The 14,247-nt window shown below is 60.5% G+C and carries 14 protein-coding genes and 1 pseudogene; 6 read left to right on the top strand and 9 right to left on the bottom strand.

The window, feature by feature from the left end:
• The 9 genes from EN914_RS06595 to EN914_RS38705 form a co-directional block, all read right to left on the bottom strand.
• The coding region (locus EN914_RS06595) for an ABC transporter ATP-binding protein (protein ID WP_127389029.1) at window positions 1-853 on the bottom strand (853 nt) is incomplete at its 3' end.
• Between the two features lie 12 nt (window positions 854-865).
• Window positions 866-1,714: a carbohydrate ABC transporter permease gene (locus tag EN914_RS06590; RefSeq protein WP_013525321.1), complete on the bottom strand. Its 849-nt coding sequence runs from the start codon at window positions 1,712-1,714 to the stop codon at window positions 866-868.
• Window positions 1,714-2,655: a carbohydrate ABC transporter permease gene (locus EN914_RS06585; RefSeq protein WP_024504469.1), complete on the bottom strand. Its 942-nt coding sequence runs from the start codon at window positions 2,653-2,655 to the stop codon at window positions 1,714-1,716. Before EN914_RS06585 ends, EN914_RS06590 begins: the two co-directional genes overlap by 1 nt.
• 104 nt (window positions 2,656-2,759) lie before the next feature.
• On the bottom strand, window positions 2,760-4,415 hold the full coding sequence (locus EN914_RS06580) for an extracellular solute-binding protein (RefSeq protein ID WP_024504468.1): 1,656 nt from the start codon (window positions 4,413-4,415) through the stop codon (window positions 2,760-2,762).
• Between the two features lie 115 nt (window positions 4,416-4,530).
• Complete coding sequence (locus EN914_RS06575; protein WP_024504467.1) at window positions 4,531-5,583, bottom strand: NAD(P)-dependent oxidoreductase; 1,053 nt, start codon at window positions 5,581-5,583, stop codon at window positions 4,531-4,533.
• A gap of 14 nt (window positions 5,584-5,597) precedes the next feature.
• On the bottom strand, window positions 5,598-6,374 hold the full coding sequence (locus EN914_RS06570) for an HpcH/HpaI aldolase/citrate lyase family protein (RefSeq protein ID WP_013525325.1): 777 nt from the start codon (window positions 6,372-6,374) through the stop codon (window positions 5,598-5,600).
• A gap of 50 nt (window positions 6,375-6,424) precedes the next feature.
• Complete coding sequence (locus EN914_RS06565) at window positions 6,425-6,730, bottom strand: putative quinol monooxygenase (RefSeq protein WP_013525326.1); 306 nt, start codon at window positions 6,728-6,730, stop codon at window positions 6,425-6,427.
• A complete protein-coding gene (nanR, locus tag EN914_RS06560; protein WP_127389028.1) occupies window positions 6,727-7,437 on the bottom strand; it encodes a transcriptional regulator NanR in 711 nt (236 codons plus the stop codon). Before nanR ends, EN914_RS06565 begins: the two co-directional genes overlap by 4 nt.
• A gap of 59 nt (window positions 7,438-7,496) precedes the next feature.
• Window positions 7,497-7,850 (bottom strand): hypothetical protein, encoded by a 354-nt coding sequence (locus EN914_RS38705; RefSeq protein ID WP_206521691.1) that lies wholly within the window; start codon window positions 7,848-7,850, stop codon window positions 7,497-7,499.
• A gap of 346 nt (window positions 7,851-8,196) precedes the next feature.
• Between EN914_RS38705 and EN914_RS39135 the strand changes: the two are divergent.
• The 6 genes and pseudogenes from EN914_RS39135 to EN914_RS06525 all read left to right on the top strand — a co-directional run.
• Window positions 8,197-8,502: pseudogene (locus EN914_RS39135) on the top strand (type IV secretory system conjugative DNA transfer family protein); the annotation flags it as partial.
• A 939-nt stretch (window positions 8,503-9,441) separates the two neighbouring features.
• Window positions 9,442-10,644 (top strand): plasmid partitioning protein RepA, encoded by a 1,203-nt coding sequence (gene repA, locus EN914_RS06545; RefSeq protein ID WP_013525328.1) that lies wholly within the window; start codon window positions 9,442-9,444, stop codon window positions 10,642-10,644.
• Between the two features lie 77 nt (window positions 10,645-10,721).
• The gene (gene repB, locus EN914_RS06540; RefSeq protein ID WP_013525329.1) at window positions 10,722-11,687 is read left to right on the top strand and encodes a plasmid partitioning protein RepB; all 966 of its coding nucleotides are present in this window, start codon (window positions 10,722-10,724) and stop codon (window positions 11,685-11,687) included.
• 153 nt (window positions 11,688-11,840) lie between these two features.
• On the top strand, window positions 11,841-13,046 hold the full coding sequence (repC, locus tag EN914_RS06535; RefSeq protein WP_013525330.1) for a plasmid replication protein RepC: 1,206 nt from the start codon (window positions 11,841-11,843) through the stop codon (window positions 13,044-13,046).
• A gap of 186 nt (window positions 13,047-13,232) precedes the next feature.
• A complete protein-coding gene (locus EN914_RS06530) occupies window positions 13,233-13,622 on the top strand; it encodes an MbcA/ParS/Xre antitoxin family protein (protein WP_013525331.1) in 390 nt (129 codons plus the stop codon).
• Window positions 13,619-14,137 (top strand): RES family NAD+ phosphorylase, encoded by a 519-nt coding sequence (locus EN914_RS06525; protein WP_024504464.1) that lies wholly within the window; start codon window positions 13,619-13,621, stop codon window positions 14,135-14,137. Before EN914_RS06530 ends, EN914_RS06525 begins: the two co-directional genes overlap by 4 nt.
• The last annotated feature ends 110 nt before the right edge of the window (window positions 14,138-14,247 follow it).

The following is a 14,247-nucleotide window of genomic DNA, read 5'->3' as shown; positions in this document are numbered from 1 at the left end:
GGCGCAGCCCGAGCAGCACCGACTGCCCATCTATAGCGCCATTTAGAGTCCGCCCGGGGGCGATCGGCAGCAGACCATCGGCCAGCCGGATGGCGGCGGCGCTCCCGTCCAAAGCCAGCGTGCCCGGCAGGAAGCTCATGCGTGGGGAACCGAGAAAGCCCGCGACGAAGATCGAGGCGGGGCGCTCGAACAGTTCGAGTGGCGCGCCCTGCTGCTCGATCAACCCGTCGCGCATCAGCACGATGCGGTCAGCCAGTGTCATCGCCTCGATCTGGTCATGGGTGACGTAGATCATCGTCGTGGCGATGTCCTGGTGAAGGCGCTTGATCTCGCCGCGCATTTCGTCGCGAAGCTGGGCATCCAGATTGGACAGCGGCTCGTCGAACAGAAAGATGCGGGGGTTGCGGACTATGGCGCGGCCGATGGCGACGCGCTGACGCTGCCCACCGGATAACTGGCGTGGAAATCGCCCGAGCAAGGGGATGATGCCGAGCATACGCGCAGCCTCGGCAACGCGCGCCTCTACCTCGGGCTTCGGCATCTTGCGCGCCTTGAGACCGAAGCCGATGTTCTTCGCCACGCTCATATGTGGATAGAGCGCATAGTCTTGAAACACCATCGCCACGTCACGATCGCGCGGCCGCAAGTCATTGACCACCTCGCCGCCAATCTCGATCGTGCCTTGCGAACTCTCCTCCAGTCCTGCAATCGTCCTCAAAAGGGTACTCTTGCCGCATCCGGACGGGCCGACCAGAACGGTGAACTCACCGTCGCGAATGTGGAGGTCAATGCCGCGCACCGCATGGAAGGCGCCGTAGCGCTTGTGCAAGCCGGTGATCCTGACTTCAGCCATGCCTGCCTCTTTCTATCCGCGAACGGCGCCGAGCGTCAGCCCGCGCACGAGATGTCGTTGAGCAAGGACTCCCAGAGCGATGGATGGCACGAGGGAAACAATGGCCAGGGCCGCCGCTTCACCATATTGCGCGCCCTGGAAGCCGATGAAGGAGCGGAATACGGTTGGCAGCGTGAACGCAGTTCGACTGGTCAAAATGAGCGCGAAGAAGAACTCCGTCCAGCAAGCGATGAAAGCGAAGACGGCCGCCGCGACGATGCCCGGGGCGGCAAGCGGCACGGCAACGCGCCAGAACGCCTCCCAACGCGTGCAGCCATCGACCAGGGCCGCCTCCTCCATCGACTTCGGCATGCCGCGGAAATACGCGAACATCATCCACACCGACACCGGCAGCGTGAAGACCGTGTAGGCGATGATCAGACCAATATGGGTGTCGTACAGCCCGACGCCACGATAGATAAGGAATACCGGCAGGACGATGCCGATTGGTGGCAGGAAGCGCTGTGACAGCACCCAGAAAGACAGGTGCTGGCCGCCCGTGTTGTAGCGCGCCAGACTATAAGCCATCAGCGTGCCCAACAACGCTGAAAGCACGGTGGCCGACAGCGAAATGATCAGACTGTTGATGAGCCCGTCGAGGCCGCGATAAGCGAACAGCGCAGCTTTGTAGTGTACAAGGGTCGGCTCGGCAGGGAACCAGACGGGCGGCACGGTGAGGTAGTCGTCGCTCGGCTTGATCGAGGTGTTGAACATCCAGTAGAGGGGCCACAGCACGAACACGAGGAAGAAGCCGAGCAGCAGCATGCGACCGATCGGCACCGACCGGCGTTTCCTGCGGCGGGCGGGCGCGACGGCGGCCATCAGACCGGCTCCACCTTCAAGAGCCGCCGCACCAGCAGCGTCACTACCAGCGCGGTGAAAATCAGGAATAGCCAGCTTCCGGCCGTCGCCTGCGACAGATGAAACTGGGTGAAGCCGACCGTGTAGAGATAGTAGGAAGCCGTGTAGGTTTGCGTACCCGGGCCGCCGCCGGTCATGATAAAAATGGTATCGAACATTCGGATGGCGTCAAGCAGGCGGAAGGTCAACGCCAGCAGCATCATAGACCCGAGATGCGGCAGCGTGATCGCCCAGAAGGCCTGCCAGGCATTGACGCCGTCGAGTTCCGCCGCCTCGTAGAGGTTCGGAGGGATTGCGGTAAGCCCGGCGAGCAGGACGACAAACATGAACGGAGTCCACTGCCAGACATCAGCGATGATCAGCGAGACATAAAGCCATGGGCGCTCGGTCATCCAGCCGATCGTCACCTCCTGCCCCAACAGTTGCGTCAGGATGTAGTTGGTTGGCCCGAAAGGCCGCTGAAGCAGCAGCGTCCACGCTTGGCCGACTATCACCGGGCTGATGAAAAGCGGCACGATCAGGATCGACATGACGACACCGCGCCCCGGAAAGCTGCGCACCATGGTGAGCGCCACCAGAAGGCCCAGCACGAATTCGATGGCGACGCTGATGCTCGACAGGCAGGCCGTCAGCAAGAGCGACCACCGTGCCACGGAATCGAACACCACCCGCTCGAAGTTTTTCAAGCCGACAAAGGCGTGGCCTGGCACTTGGAAGTCGTAGTTGATGAAGGACACGACCAGTGAGAACAGCAGCGGATAGATCGACAGCGCCAGTATCAACAGCACCGCGGGCGCGACCAGAAGCCATTTGAAGTGGCGGTCCGCCCACTGTGCGAGGGTCGAAAGCCGAGGCGGGGCGCCGGTGGTCGTCATGCGACTGATCGTGGTGGTGTGCGGCATCGATTTATTCCAAAGATCGCCACGCGGTTGAGCCAGGGTGTTGCGAGCGAAGCGCCCGCAACACCGGTCTGGTGCTAGAAACCCGGCTCCCCTCCAGGCGAGTCTCAGAGGGTGACTGCCATGCCAAGCTTCTCCACTGTGTTGTCAGCGGTGGCGCCGGGCAGTTTCAGGAACTCGGTGTAGAATGCCTTTTGCGACTCCATCCCGAGCCGATCGGTCGTCTCGTTCCACTCGGCGGCCGCCGTTTCCAGCGATGCTTTCGGATCCGCACCAGCCCACACTGCGGTGCACATGCGGTCGATGCTCAAGAAATAGTCCTGCGCACCTGGCATGATCGGGTCGAGCAGGCCGACATTCGCCGAGTTGTTGAGGTTGGCCAGGTACTCCTTGGCGCTCGGGAACAGTGCTCCATAGAGCTCCGACTTGAAATGCGAAATGCGGTATGGGTCGCGCAGCGCATAGGGCAACATGCAGCGCGCCAGTGAGACGGGAGGCGAGCAGGCCCACTGCATGAACAGATACGCCGCCTCCGGATTGGGCGAATCCGCCGACAGCGCCTTGTTGTAGCCGGTGGCATGTTCCGGATTGCCCGGCACGACGGCATAGCCAACCTTGCCAGCGATCTGCGACTGGGGAATGAAGTTGATCGCCGTGGCGGATTGCGAATAGTTCGCCGCCATCCGGCCGCTTGGAGGCCAGGAATAGATCATCGCAACCTTCCCCGTCAGGAATGCCGCCCAAAGGGAGACGGCGTCGAGCTCGTTGTTACCGGGGATCGAGGCCTTGTTGGCCGCGAGCATGTTCGTCAGCGTCTTGACGCCCGCATCCGACACCAAGCCGGCCTTCATGTCGTCGCCGAACAGTTTCCCGCCGTTGGCACGGTACTGCTGCAGAAAGTCGAACTGATTGCCCGGGCTGCCCGCCTTGCGGAAGTGGCCTGCACCATAAACCTTCGGTGCCATCTGGTCGGTGATGAATTGGGCGATCTGAGCATATTCCTCCCAGGTCTTCGGTGGTCCGAGCTTCGCGTTGAACTTGGTCTGGTAGGCCTCCATCATCTTCGGATCCTCGAAGATGTCCTTGCGGTAGTAGAGAGCGAACATGTCGCCGTCGTCGAAGAAGCCCCAGATCTTTCCCTTGTAGGTCGGCAGCGCCTTGTAGAGAGGATGATAGTCCTCGAGGTCTGCAGGGTTCATATATTTGGCGATATAGTCGTCGAGAGGTGCGATGACGCCGCCATCGGCGAGCGACGGTGTCCAGGCTGGCGAGATGTCGAGCACGTCATAGGCGCCTGAGCCGGCAATGTGCTCGGCGACCGCCTTGGAGTATTGATCGGGATTCGACAGTTCGACCACATTCGACTTCATGCCCGTAAGCTGCTCCCACATCGGCCCACTGAAATTGCGTGGATCGAGCGCCTGCAGGCCTGCCTCGTAGGTCATGTTGATCGTGACGCCCGCATGCGCCTTGGCCGCCTCGACCGCGCGGAAGGCGGAGCCCTCCGCCGGTCCTTCCTTAGATGCTTTCAGCGCAGCGGCCTGCGCCTGTCCCAGCGGCGACGTGGCGTCGGCCAGTTCGAGCTTCTGCTGCGCCAGCGCCCAATCGGTCATCATACCCAAAATGGGTGCAGACGCTGCCAACATACCGGTCATCTGGCCGAAGCGGGTTATGAAATTCCGGCGGGTCGTTTCGCCACGCATGAAGGCGTCGACCTCTGCTTCGAGACCGGCCTGAAAGTCACGTTTTTCACGATCGTTCATAGTGCTTGGTCCTCCCGTTTTCTCATTTGCTCACTCGTCCGCAGGCGCGGCGGTCGAGCATTCCTCCCGTAAGGCCCCCGCAATGGCCGCGGCGGCGCGCCAAATTCTCGCACTCCTAGCTTCCGAAGCGGCCCGCGAAAACGGCCAGCCTATCCTTCCACCGCTCGCTCGAAAGCACCTCGCGATTGACCACACCGCGCGGCTCGCGACCATGTTGAACCTCGATTACCGCTTTGACGTCTGCAGCGCCGTTGCCGGCAAAGCACTGGTCGGTCCAGCACAATGCGTGCGGCGCAAGGATGACGTTGTCGAGTTTGAGGATTGCATCGTCAGCATCCGGCGGCTCCTGCTCCAGCACGTCGAGACCGGCGCCGGCGATACGACGCTCCCGCAGGGCTTGTGCCAACGCCTCCTGGTCGACGATCGGGCCGCGCGCTGTATTGATCAGGTAAGCAGTAGGCTTCATCAGGGCGAGCCGCTCGGCATTGACGAGATGGCGCGTGTCAGGCGTCAGCGGACAACTTACCGACAGCACGTCGGCGCGACGAAACAGATCTTCCAGTCCGACCAGCTCCACGCCTAGTTCGGCAGCGACCTTCTTGTCTGCAAATGGGTCATGGGCGATGAATCTCATATCGAAGGGCTTTGCCAGGCGAAAAACTTCGGCGCCTATGTTGCCGATGCCGAGCGACCCCAGCGTACGCCCCACGAGCCCGACACCCATATGTTGGGAGCGCTCCTGGAAGCCATGAGGTCCCTTACGGGTGAGGGCGTCCTTCGTGAACAGCTTGCCGGTGAGTGCCAACATAAAGGTGATGACGGATACGGCGACCGGCCGTCTTACCCCATCGGGCGTGATGACCAGAGCGATGCCGGCGGCAGTGCAGGCCTCGACGTCGACAGTATCGTAGCCGACGCCGAAGCGGGCAACGACGGCCAGCCGACCGCTCTTGGGGACACTCGTGGAAACGAAGCGATGAGTGAGAAGGATCAGTGCATCGAAGTCCTCAAGCTGGTCGGCGCGAAGCGGGTTATTCGATTCCAGGAATGTCATCTCGAGGCCTGGCGCCTTGCGCAGAGGCTCCAGGTCGAAGTCGGGATAGGTCAGCGAGCCGTCCGGCATGCGGAAATCACCGGAAAGCGCCACCTTGAACTTTAGGTCGCCCATTCTCTCCTCCGTTCTTACTGGCACCCGGCCCGGATTTTGGAGACCGCGTCGGCGATCGCGTCGTGCAGTATCCAGACGTCGCCCGAATAACAAATGAAGTCGAAGCCTTGTGCGTAGAACTCGTGGCCCTGCTGGACGTTGGGCACCAGGCGCCCGAGCGACTTGTTGTGCCTTTTGGCGGCGGAAACGATTTTGGCCATCGCGGCGATGAAGGTCGGGTGCGCGAAGTCGCCGGGAATGCCGAGCGAGACCGACAGATCAAAGTGACCGACCCACAGACAATCGACGCCGTCCAATCCCGCAATGCCGTCGATGTTCTTGACGCCGTCGGCGGTCTCGATCAGGCAGATGAACACCGAGCGCTGGTTGGCCGCCTCGAACTTATCTGCAACCGAGCCCGGACGGTAACGGTCATGCGCGATCTGCAGCGCCACGCCGCGAGCGCCAGCCGGATGGTATTTCATGGAACTGATGATGTGCTGCGCCTGCTCGACGGTACTCACCATCGGCGCGATTAATCCTTCGGCCCCCATATCCATGGCGCGGGCGAGGAAATGGTAGTCCTGCGATGGCACACGCACCATAACCGGCAGGTCGGCCGCCTCGAAATAGCGGATCGCGCTCTTGACCGTTTCCAGGCTGAAGCCCGAATGCTCCATATCGAAAAAGGCGAAGTCACAGCCAGCGGACTTCAGGATGTGGCCTATCCCCGGCGTCGCGAACTCGGCGACAAGGGTCCCGAGCTTGACGCGTCTGTGAGACGCTAGCGCCTTGAGACTTGGCTCCGACATGAACTTCCCTCCCGTTCGCCCACAAGGGGCGCATTGCGCCTATGCGTTCTTCAAGACGAAGCTTCGACAACAAGGTCGCAGATCGTCACCAGCTTGGTGTCGACGAGCGGCGCGCTCTGCGAATTGAATTCCTCGAAATGGGCTGTCCGGCAGTGGAGCTTGAATGCCGCCTCGCTGTCGTAAATCTCGTAGAGCAGGACCCGGTCGGGCTCGCCGCGCGCCTGCGTCACATCAAAGCGGCGGCAGCCGGCTTCGCGGCGTACCGACGCGGTCGCGTTGGCGTCCACGAGCTCTCGGAATCTGCCCCGGGCACCCGGCTTGAGGCGGAAATCGACCCAGACCACGAAGCCGCTCATCCCTTGCCACCCGCAATTTCAAGATAGCGTCTGGAGACATATTCCAGATGCCTGCGCATAGCCGCTTCGGAGGCGTCTGGATCGCGCGCGGCGACGGCATCAAAGATTTCGCGATGAGCCTCGTAGGCCTTTCGGTCTTCACCTTTGGCCAAAGTTGTGCGCCGCTGTTCCAGCAGCCATTCGGCCAACGCCGCGTGAATGGCTGTGAAGATACGATTGCGGGTGATCACCGCCAGCACGTAGTGGAAGTCCACATCGGTGCGCTCGAAGCGCGTCAGGTCCCCGATCGACTGCCGGTTGATTTCGAGCGCCTCCTTGAGGCCCTCAATATCCTCTGACGTGTCATTGATGGCGGCGTTGCGGGCAAGCCCGACTTCGAAAAACAAACGCGCGCTCTGGAAGTCATGAACCCCGCCAGGGGCCGAAATCATGTGGCGCGCCGGCCCCGAGAGGGCGTCGATCACGAATTGGGGGGTTGGCCGAGTGACGCGGGCGCGCTCGCCGGATTTCACCTCGACAAGCCCCATCTTGCTCAGATGCAGCAGGGCCTCGCGGATTGAAGGGCGCCCGACCCCGAACTGCCGCATGAGTTCCCGCTCGGATGGGAGCCGGTCGGCTTCGACCAGCTCTCCCTTGCGGATCATCCGCTCGAGGTGCGCTGCAACCTCCTCCGAAAGCTTCCGCGGTTTGATCAGAACTCCGATCATGTGGCATACCTGTTATACCAGTCGGATACGCTAGGCTCCCAGAGCGCCTCTGTCAACGATCAATTGGGCTGGATAGAGACCGAACAGAGATGCCCAGGCTCGCGCGGCCCGCCTCTTGGATGGCAAGGACGACGATCGATGGGCTGCTCGTAAAAGATCAGCGGCGCAACCTTCACGCCCTCGACCTCGACCACAGGAGTGGCACAGACATGTGCCCTCGCCCCGCTGCGCTGCCCGACCCAGGCAAGCCAGGGCTGCCAAAGGGCGAGCGGATTTCCGCTGCAGCCGATCGCGCCAGCGGCCACACCGCCGGTGATGAAACCAAGCGAATGCAGCGCTTCAAGCATGAAAGTGAGGATAGGCCTTGCAAGGCCGAGAATGCCGTCGACCTGAACCCGTCCAGCGTGAGTCATATGAACCTGGGAATCTGGAGTGAAGGAAGCCGTCGCCCGGAGGAACCACACCGCCGACGAAGGCTGTGATGATCCTACCCTCGGAATAGATTGTGCGAAGTTCGGAATTCCCAAAGCGGACCGGCTCCGCGGGCGCACAGACCTCGCGGGAGATAGCCGCGCACAACCGCAAGGTCGGAGGCCTGCGACCGGGGCGGACAGATAAGGCGATGTCACCGACTCTGGGCTCGTGCTGAATTGCTTCGATTCGGCGAAGGCCAAGCGGATAGCTCGGTGTCATGTTCAGCCGACACCCACTCCATGCGACGTCGTCGAACCACTGCTGCGCGGCGTGACGCAATGGGTTCCGGAACCAAAACTGCGACCCGATTGCAGGATTGCGACTCGTCGCCAGGCGCATTTGTCCGCGAAAACGTCGCCCGCTTCATCAACATGACACCGGAGACATTCTATGGGGCCGCATCCAGGGAAACGCACTGGCTGTCCTACGAGAGCTACGCCGCGCTCGTCTCGGGCAGAAGTTTGCGACCGACGAGGTTGCAGCGGGCAAAATCGACATCTTCATCAACGTCGACTCAACACACTCGAGAACCATCCGGACCTCGCCCGGGTCATCATTGGCTCACTGATGAATGCCATCTACAATCGCAATGAAGCAGGCCAGTTCGGATCTTGTCGATGAGCTGATTTCCATGAAATTCGTTCAGGAGATGAAATCCACCCAACAGCGCGTTGGCAAGCCTCCGACCCCGCTTGAAGATGAGCCCCCCTCCCCTTCCCGAGATCAGCTGTTCAACGGTGTCCGCGGCAGCCTACGGCGACAGCGACCTCAAGGGCCAAGAGTGACACCATAGAGCCGGGAATGATGGTCTTGGCATCGTTGTTCCCGAGCCGACAAATTCGGTTTCTACCTCAGGCCGGATTTCATCACCAAGCGTCTGCTATCAACGCTCGGGTGGCACCCTCGTCGGTTGCGAACGCTCCCTTGGCGAGCAGATAAAGGAAGTTTCGGGCGCTCGCCCGCACCGCTCAAAACGATGGTGCGCGAACTGCGGTCTCCAGCGATCGGCTTTCAGTCGGGTAACGGTTGACCTCCGCATGCAAACGCACCTGCAGGAGGCACGCTGACCTACCCTATGTCAGCGAATATCGTTTGAGGCCGCTAGAGACGAATTGGGGTCGGTCCGAGCTTTGGACGTTTGCGTCTCGTCATGATGGAGGAGGTCGGCCATTGCTTTTGATGCCTTCGACCAAGCCTCAGCCGGCAAAGCGAGCCCGCCTACCGCCTTGAGCGGGTGGAAGCGCCCTCCCCTCCCCTAAGCCGCTCCGCTGATGGGGCGGTTTTTACTGCCGTAAAGACTGCTCTTTGTGTCAGAAAAACCAGGCGTTTAGCCAGATGAGCGGGAGAGTTCCAGTCGAACGACAACCCGCCATTATCCGACGACAGCAGGAATCGGCCGCAAGGAAGCCCGCTAGTGCTGTTCACCTTCTGTTAACCTAAAACTTCTTGCCGGGCTTTCCGAATCGGAGCTTAATGGCGCTTGTTGAATAATTTCATCGCAAAAAGCGCCAATTCAGGTTTTCGACGAGAATGAATATCGCCATGCGGCTACCGAGCTTCGAGTTCGATGAGAAAATCCTCGAGCAGGGTGCTGAGATATCACGGCGCCTTAACCAGCTTCGGATGGAGAAATTTCCCCCCGATGCGGCGAAGACGCTGCGTTCGTTTTCGATGGCAGAAGTCGCTCACTATCTTGGTGTCTCGCAGAACAATCTGAAGCGCCTTCATCTGGAGGGCAAGGGCCCCCTGCCCGAGCAGATCCCATCGGGACGCCGGTCCTACACTGCCCAGCAGATGCTTGAGCTGCGCCATTTCCTGGACCAGCATGGCAGGACCGAAGTCAAGAAGTATGTCCCGCACCGCAAGTCCGGCGACAAGCTCCAGGTCGTTGCTGTCGTCAACTTCAAGGGGGGCAGTGGCAAGACAACGACTGCCGCCCACCTCGCCCAGCATCTGGCCTTGACCGGCCACCGTGTTCTTGCAATCGATCTCGATCCTCAAGCCTCACTGTCGGCCCTGCATGGCTTCCAGCCGGAACTTGATAACAACCTCTCGCTCTATGAGGCGATTCGTTACGATGACGAACGCCGCTCGATTGCGGACGTAATCCTTCCGACGAATTTTCCAGGTCTCGATATCATCCCCGCCAATCTCGAATTGCAGGAATACGAATACGACACGCCCCTCGCCATGCAGGATAAGACGTCAAATGCCGGGCGCCAGTTCTTCACGCGCATGGCGAAGGCGTTAACGGAGGTCGACGATCGCTATGACGTTGTCGTGGTCGATTGCCCGCCCCAGCTTGGCTACCTGACGTTGACGGCCATGTCGGCGGCGACGTCGGTTCTCATTACAGTTCATCCGCAGATGCTCGACCTGATGTCTATGAGCCAGTTCCTGCTCATGCTCGGCGGCATATTGAAAACCATCAAGGCCGCCGGTGCGGCAATCGAGCTCGATTGGTTTCGATATCTGATCACACGCTACGAGCCGACGGATATCCCGCAGGCGCAGATGGTAGGCTTCATGCAGTCCATGCTTGCCGGCCAGATCCTGGAGAATCCGATGTTGAAGTCGACGGCGATTTCGGACGCGGGTCTCACCAAGCAGACGCTCTACGAGGTGGAGAAGTCGGCCTTTACCCGTTCCACCTACGACCGTGCACTGGAATCCCTCGATGCGGTCAATGCTGAAATCGCGACGCTGATCCATCGTGCGTGGGGACGGTCATGACGGCGAAGTTTACGGCAGTAAAAACTGGAAATTTTGTCTTTGAAATCAAATCGCTAACCGCGATTGGAGGCGGTTAAATGGCACGCAGGGACATTTTCGGCAGTGTGTTGGGCCCTGCGACGGCAGTGGCTGATGCGAAGGACGTATCCGGGTATGCCGTTCGCGGGGCGTCGCGCTCCATCATGCAATCCTTCGAGGAGCTCTCCAAGAGCTCGGTCGTGGATCTCGATCCGGCATTTGTGGACACCTCCTTCGTTTCGGATCGCCTGGACGAAGACGATGAGGCATATCAGGAGTTGCTTGCGGCCATTCGGGAAAGAGGACAAGATTCTCCGATCCTGGTCAGGCCTCATCCTGAGCTCTCCGGTCGCTTTCAGACCGTCTTCGGGCATCGGCGCGTCAAGGTTGCCCGCCAGCTGGGACGGCCAGTACGCGCGGTCGTCAAGAAGATGGGCGATGAGGATCATGTTATTGCCCAGGGCCAAGAGAACGCCGCAAGGGCCAATTTGTCCTTCATCGAAAGGACCCTGTTTGCCGATCGCATTCTCAAGCGCGGCCACACGCCCGACACGGTGAAGTCGGCTTTGGCGCTCGATGACACGACCTTCTCGAAGATGCGTTCTGTTACCAGCAACATTCCAGAGCCAGTCATTGTGGCCATTGGCGCCGCCAAGACTGTTGGTCGGGACCGGTGGTGGCAGCTCGCCAAGCTCATGGAGCATCCGGATAGCGCGGGCAGGGCGGCCGACTATGTGGCAAGTCCAGAGTTCGCCACGTCAGGCAGTGACGCACGATTTGCGCGTCTGTTCGACTTCATGAGCGCGCCGGCAAAACGCGCGCCAGCAGCATCGAAGACACAGGAAAAGGCTTGGGCACCGCACGACAGATCCGTGCGAGCCAAGATCACCGACACAGGAAAAGTGTTTACGCTTGCCCTGAAGGCCAAGGAAGCCTCGCCGTTCGGAGCGTTCATAACCGATCGGCTGGACGAGCTTTTCGAGGCTTTTCGGCAATCGGAAACAGCCAAGAAAACAGGAGACTGAAACCGCAAAAGAAAAAGGCCCCCGAACGTCGCCGTCGCGGAAGCCCTTCTCGTCTGTAGCAAGCTGAGAATCGCACTTCCCCGAATCACTGTCAAGAGTCGTGGCGCCATTTCGGCGAGCAGATTTCTTTTGCCTGATTGAAAGGTGAGGGAAATGGAGAGTGGGTTTGCGACGACGCCCTTCGGGCGGCGGCCGATGACGCTTGCGTTGGTGAAAGCCAACACGGCGTCAAGGCAGATACCTCAGGGGTCTGTCGTCGAGAAATGGCAGGTTTATCGGTGGCTGTGCGAGGGCAAGTCGATTGTCGGCGTCGGCGATCGCGCCCTGGCGGTGCTCAGCGGGCTTTTGACGTTTTATCCAGACGACCAGATCAGCGAGGAAAACGGGTTGATGGTCTTTCCGTCCAACGCTCAGCTATCGCTGCGGGCGCACGGCATGGCCGATTCCACGCTGCGCAGGAACCTGGCGGAACTGGTAAGTTGCGGCCTCATCATCCGCAGGGACAGCGCCAACGGCAAAAGATTTGCCCGCAAAGGGCCGGGCGGGGCTGTGGTGGAGGCCTTCGGCTTCTCCCTGGCCCCGTTGATCACCAGGGCAGCGGAGTTTCAGCAGGCGGCCGACCAGGTTCGAGCCGACGGTCGGGCGCTCAGACTGATGCGGGAGCGCATCACGCTGCACCGCCGCGACATCCATAAGCTGATCGAGGCCGCTGTCGAGGAGGATGTGCCCGGGGACTGGGGAACGCTGTGGAAGCGGTTCCGGGCCATTGTGGACGCAATTCCACGCCGGGCAGGCCTGTCGGAGCTGGAAGGGGTCGTCGCCGAGCTGGTAGAGCTGCACGAAGCGGTCAACAAGATGCTGGAAAGCTTCACAAATGCCAAGAATCCTAGCGGCAATGAGTCCCATAATGAGCGGCAGCAATCTGATTCAAACACAGACTCCGCTTTTGTATTTGAACCGGCTTTCGAAAAAAGCAGGGCGGAGGCCGAGCCAACATCCCACCCCCCCGAGAAGCCGAAAGGCTACCCGATTGGACTGGTGCTGCGGGCCTGTCCCGATATTGCCGACTATGCCGTCAACGGGATCGGAAGCTGGCGCGACTTGATGATGACCGCCGCCCAGGTGCGAGGATACCTTGGCGTGTCGCCTTCAGCCTATGAGGAGGCTTGCCATGTGATGGGCCAGGAAGTTGCCGCGATCGTGATCGCCTGCATTCTGCAAAGAGCGCAGCATATCAACTCGGCTGGCGGTTATCTGCGCGTGCTGACCGAAAAGGCAAAAGCGGGTGAGTTTTCTGTTGGACCTATGCTCATGGCGGCGCTGAAAGCCAATGGCGCGTCAGCACGGATGACCGGATGAGCGGCAAGATATCGCGGGGCAGCGGCGTAAGGATGTGACCGGTGCTGTTGAGGTGGCCTGGCACATTCCCACCTGTCGGCGGGGTTTGCGGCGCGGCCACTGAACGGGTTCGTTCTTGAAAACAGTCTACAAGTGCCATATCTTCTGCACACGAAATATGACTCCCGATATGGTAGGATGAACACCATGGGCCAGGCACTCAAGATAGCCGAGCAGAATGGACCTCTCATCTTGTCCTACATGGACCGGAATGGGAAGATTGCGATTGGGCAGGTCGCGGACGGTTTTGGCATGTCCAAAGGCCAGTTGGCCCAGACTGCAGGTCTTGCACGCGAGACGCTTTATCGGTCAGAGCGTAGCGCCACGGTAAAGACCCAGGGGCGTCTGCGAGAAATGCTCGAGATCATCAGCCGAGTGACGGAATGGGCGGGTGGCAAGGAGCAGGCGATGGCCTGGTATCGGGCTCAGCCGCTTCCGGCATTTGGGGGACGCACCGCTGAGGCGCTGGTGAAGGACGGCAAGGCAGCAGCGGTCCGTGATTATCTCGATCACATGGCCGTTGGCGGGTTTGCGTGAGGTTCGTCGGAACCTGCTACCGCGCACATGATCCACGTTGGGCATTCAAGCCGACTTCCGGCGAAGGAGCGGCGATCCGAGGGGCTCGATTCAATCCCAAAGGCGTGCCGGCGCTCTATCTGGCGCTGACCATCATGACAGCGATCAAGGAAGCCAACCAGGGCTTCGCACAGCGGATCGATCCCTGCGTGTTTTGCTCCTATGAGATCGATTGTGACGACATCGCGGATCTGACAACGGAAGAGCGGAGAGGAGAGTTTTCTGTGACGCTCGAAGAGATGGCCTGTGCCTGGGCGACGGCTCTCAGCAACGGAGAACGTCCAGCGTCCTGGTCCATCTATGAGCGGTTGCAACCCCGAAATGTTGCCGGCATCGTGGTTCCGAGCTTCGCGCCGGGGGCCGAGATGGAGGATCGCAATCTGGTCCTTTGGAACTGGGGCCCCGATCTCCCGCACAAGGTGGCTGTATTCGACCCCAGTGGTCGGCTGCCGAGGGATCAGCTGTCTTGGCGATAGACCGATCCGCCAGGGGAGGGGGCCTACAGTCCACTGGCCCTGGTGAGATTGACGCGAAACCGGTCCCTGCGCCGCTGGTAGCGGCGGGTCATTTCGGCCGACGTATGGCC

Origin of the sequence: Mesorhizobium sp. M7A.F.Ca.CA.001.08.2.1, assembly GCF_003998455.1 — a bacterium.
Taxonomy (GTDB): Bacteria; Pseudomonadota; Alphaproteobacteria; order Rhizobiales; family Rhizobiaceae; genus Mesorhizobium; species Mesorhizobium ciceri.
This window is presented reverse-complemented; position numbering and strand designations above follow the sequence as displayed.

Coding starts and splice junctions, on each gene's coding strand:
- EN914_RS06590 (WP_013525321.1), bottom strand. CDS start 1,714: ATGGCCGCCGTCGCGCCCGCCCGCCGCAGGAAACGCCGGTCGGTGCCG.
- EN914_RS06585 (WP_024504469.1), bottom strand. CDS start 2,655: ATGCCGCACACCACCACGATCAGTCGCATGACGACCACCGGCGCCCCG.
- EN914_RS06580 (WP_024504468.1), bottom strand. CDS start 4,415: ATGAACGATCGTGAAAAACGTGACTTTCAGGCCGGTCTCGAAGCAGAG.
- EN914_RS06575 (WP_024504467.1), bottom strand. CDS start 5,583: ATGGGCGACCTAAAGTTCAAGGTGGCGCTTTCCGGTGATTTCCGCATG.
- EN914_RS06570 (WP_013525325.1), bottom strand. CDS start 6,374: ATGTCGGAGCCAAGTCTCAAGGCGCTAGCGTCTCACAGACGCGTCAAG.
- EN914_RS06565 (WP_013525326.1), bottom strand. CDS start 6,730: ATGAGCGGCTTCGTGGTCTGGGTCGATTTCCGCCTCAAGCCGGGTGCC.
- nanR (WP_127389028.1), bottom strand. CDS start 7,437: ATGATCGGAGTTCTGATCAAACCGCGGAAGCTTTCGGAGGAGGTTGCA.
- EN914_RS38705 (WP_206521691.1), bottom strand. CDS start 7,850: ATGACTCACGCTGGACGGGTTCAGGTCGACGGCATTCTCGGCCTTGCA.
- repA (WP_013525328.1), top strand. CDS start 9,442: ATGAATATCGCCATGCGGCTACCGAGCTTCGAGTTCGATGAGAAAATC.
- repB (WP_013525329.1), top strand. CDS start 10,722: ATGGCACGCAGGGACATTTTCGGCAGTGTGTTGGGCCCTGCGACGGCA.
- repC (WP_013525330.1), top strand. CDS start 11,841: ATGGAGAGTGGGTTTGCGACGACGCCCTTCGGGCGGCGGCCGATGACG.
- EN914_RS06530 (WP_013525331.1), top strand. CDS start 13,233: ATGGGCCAGGCACTCAAGATAGCCGAGCAGAATGGACCTCTCATCTTG.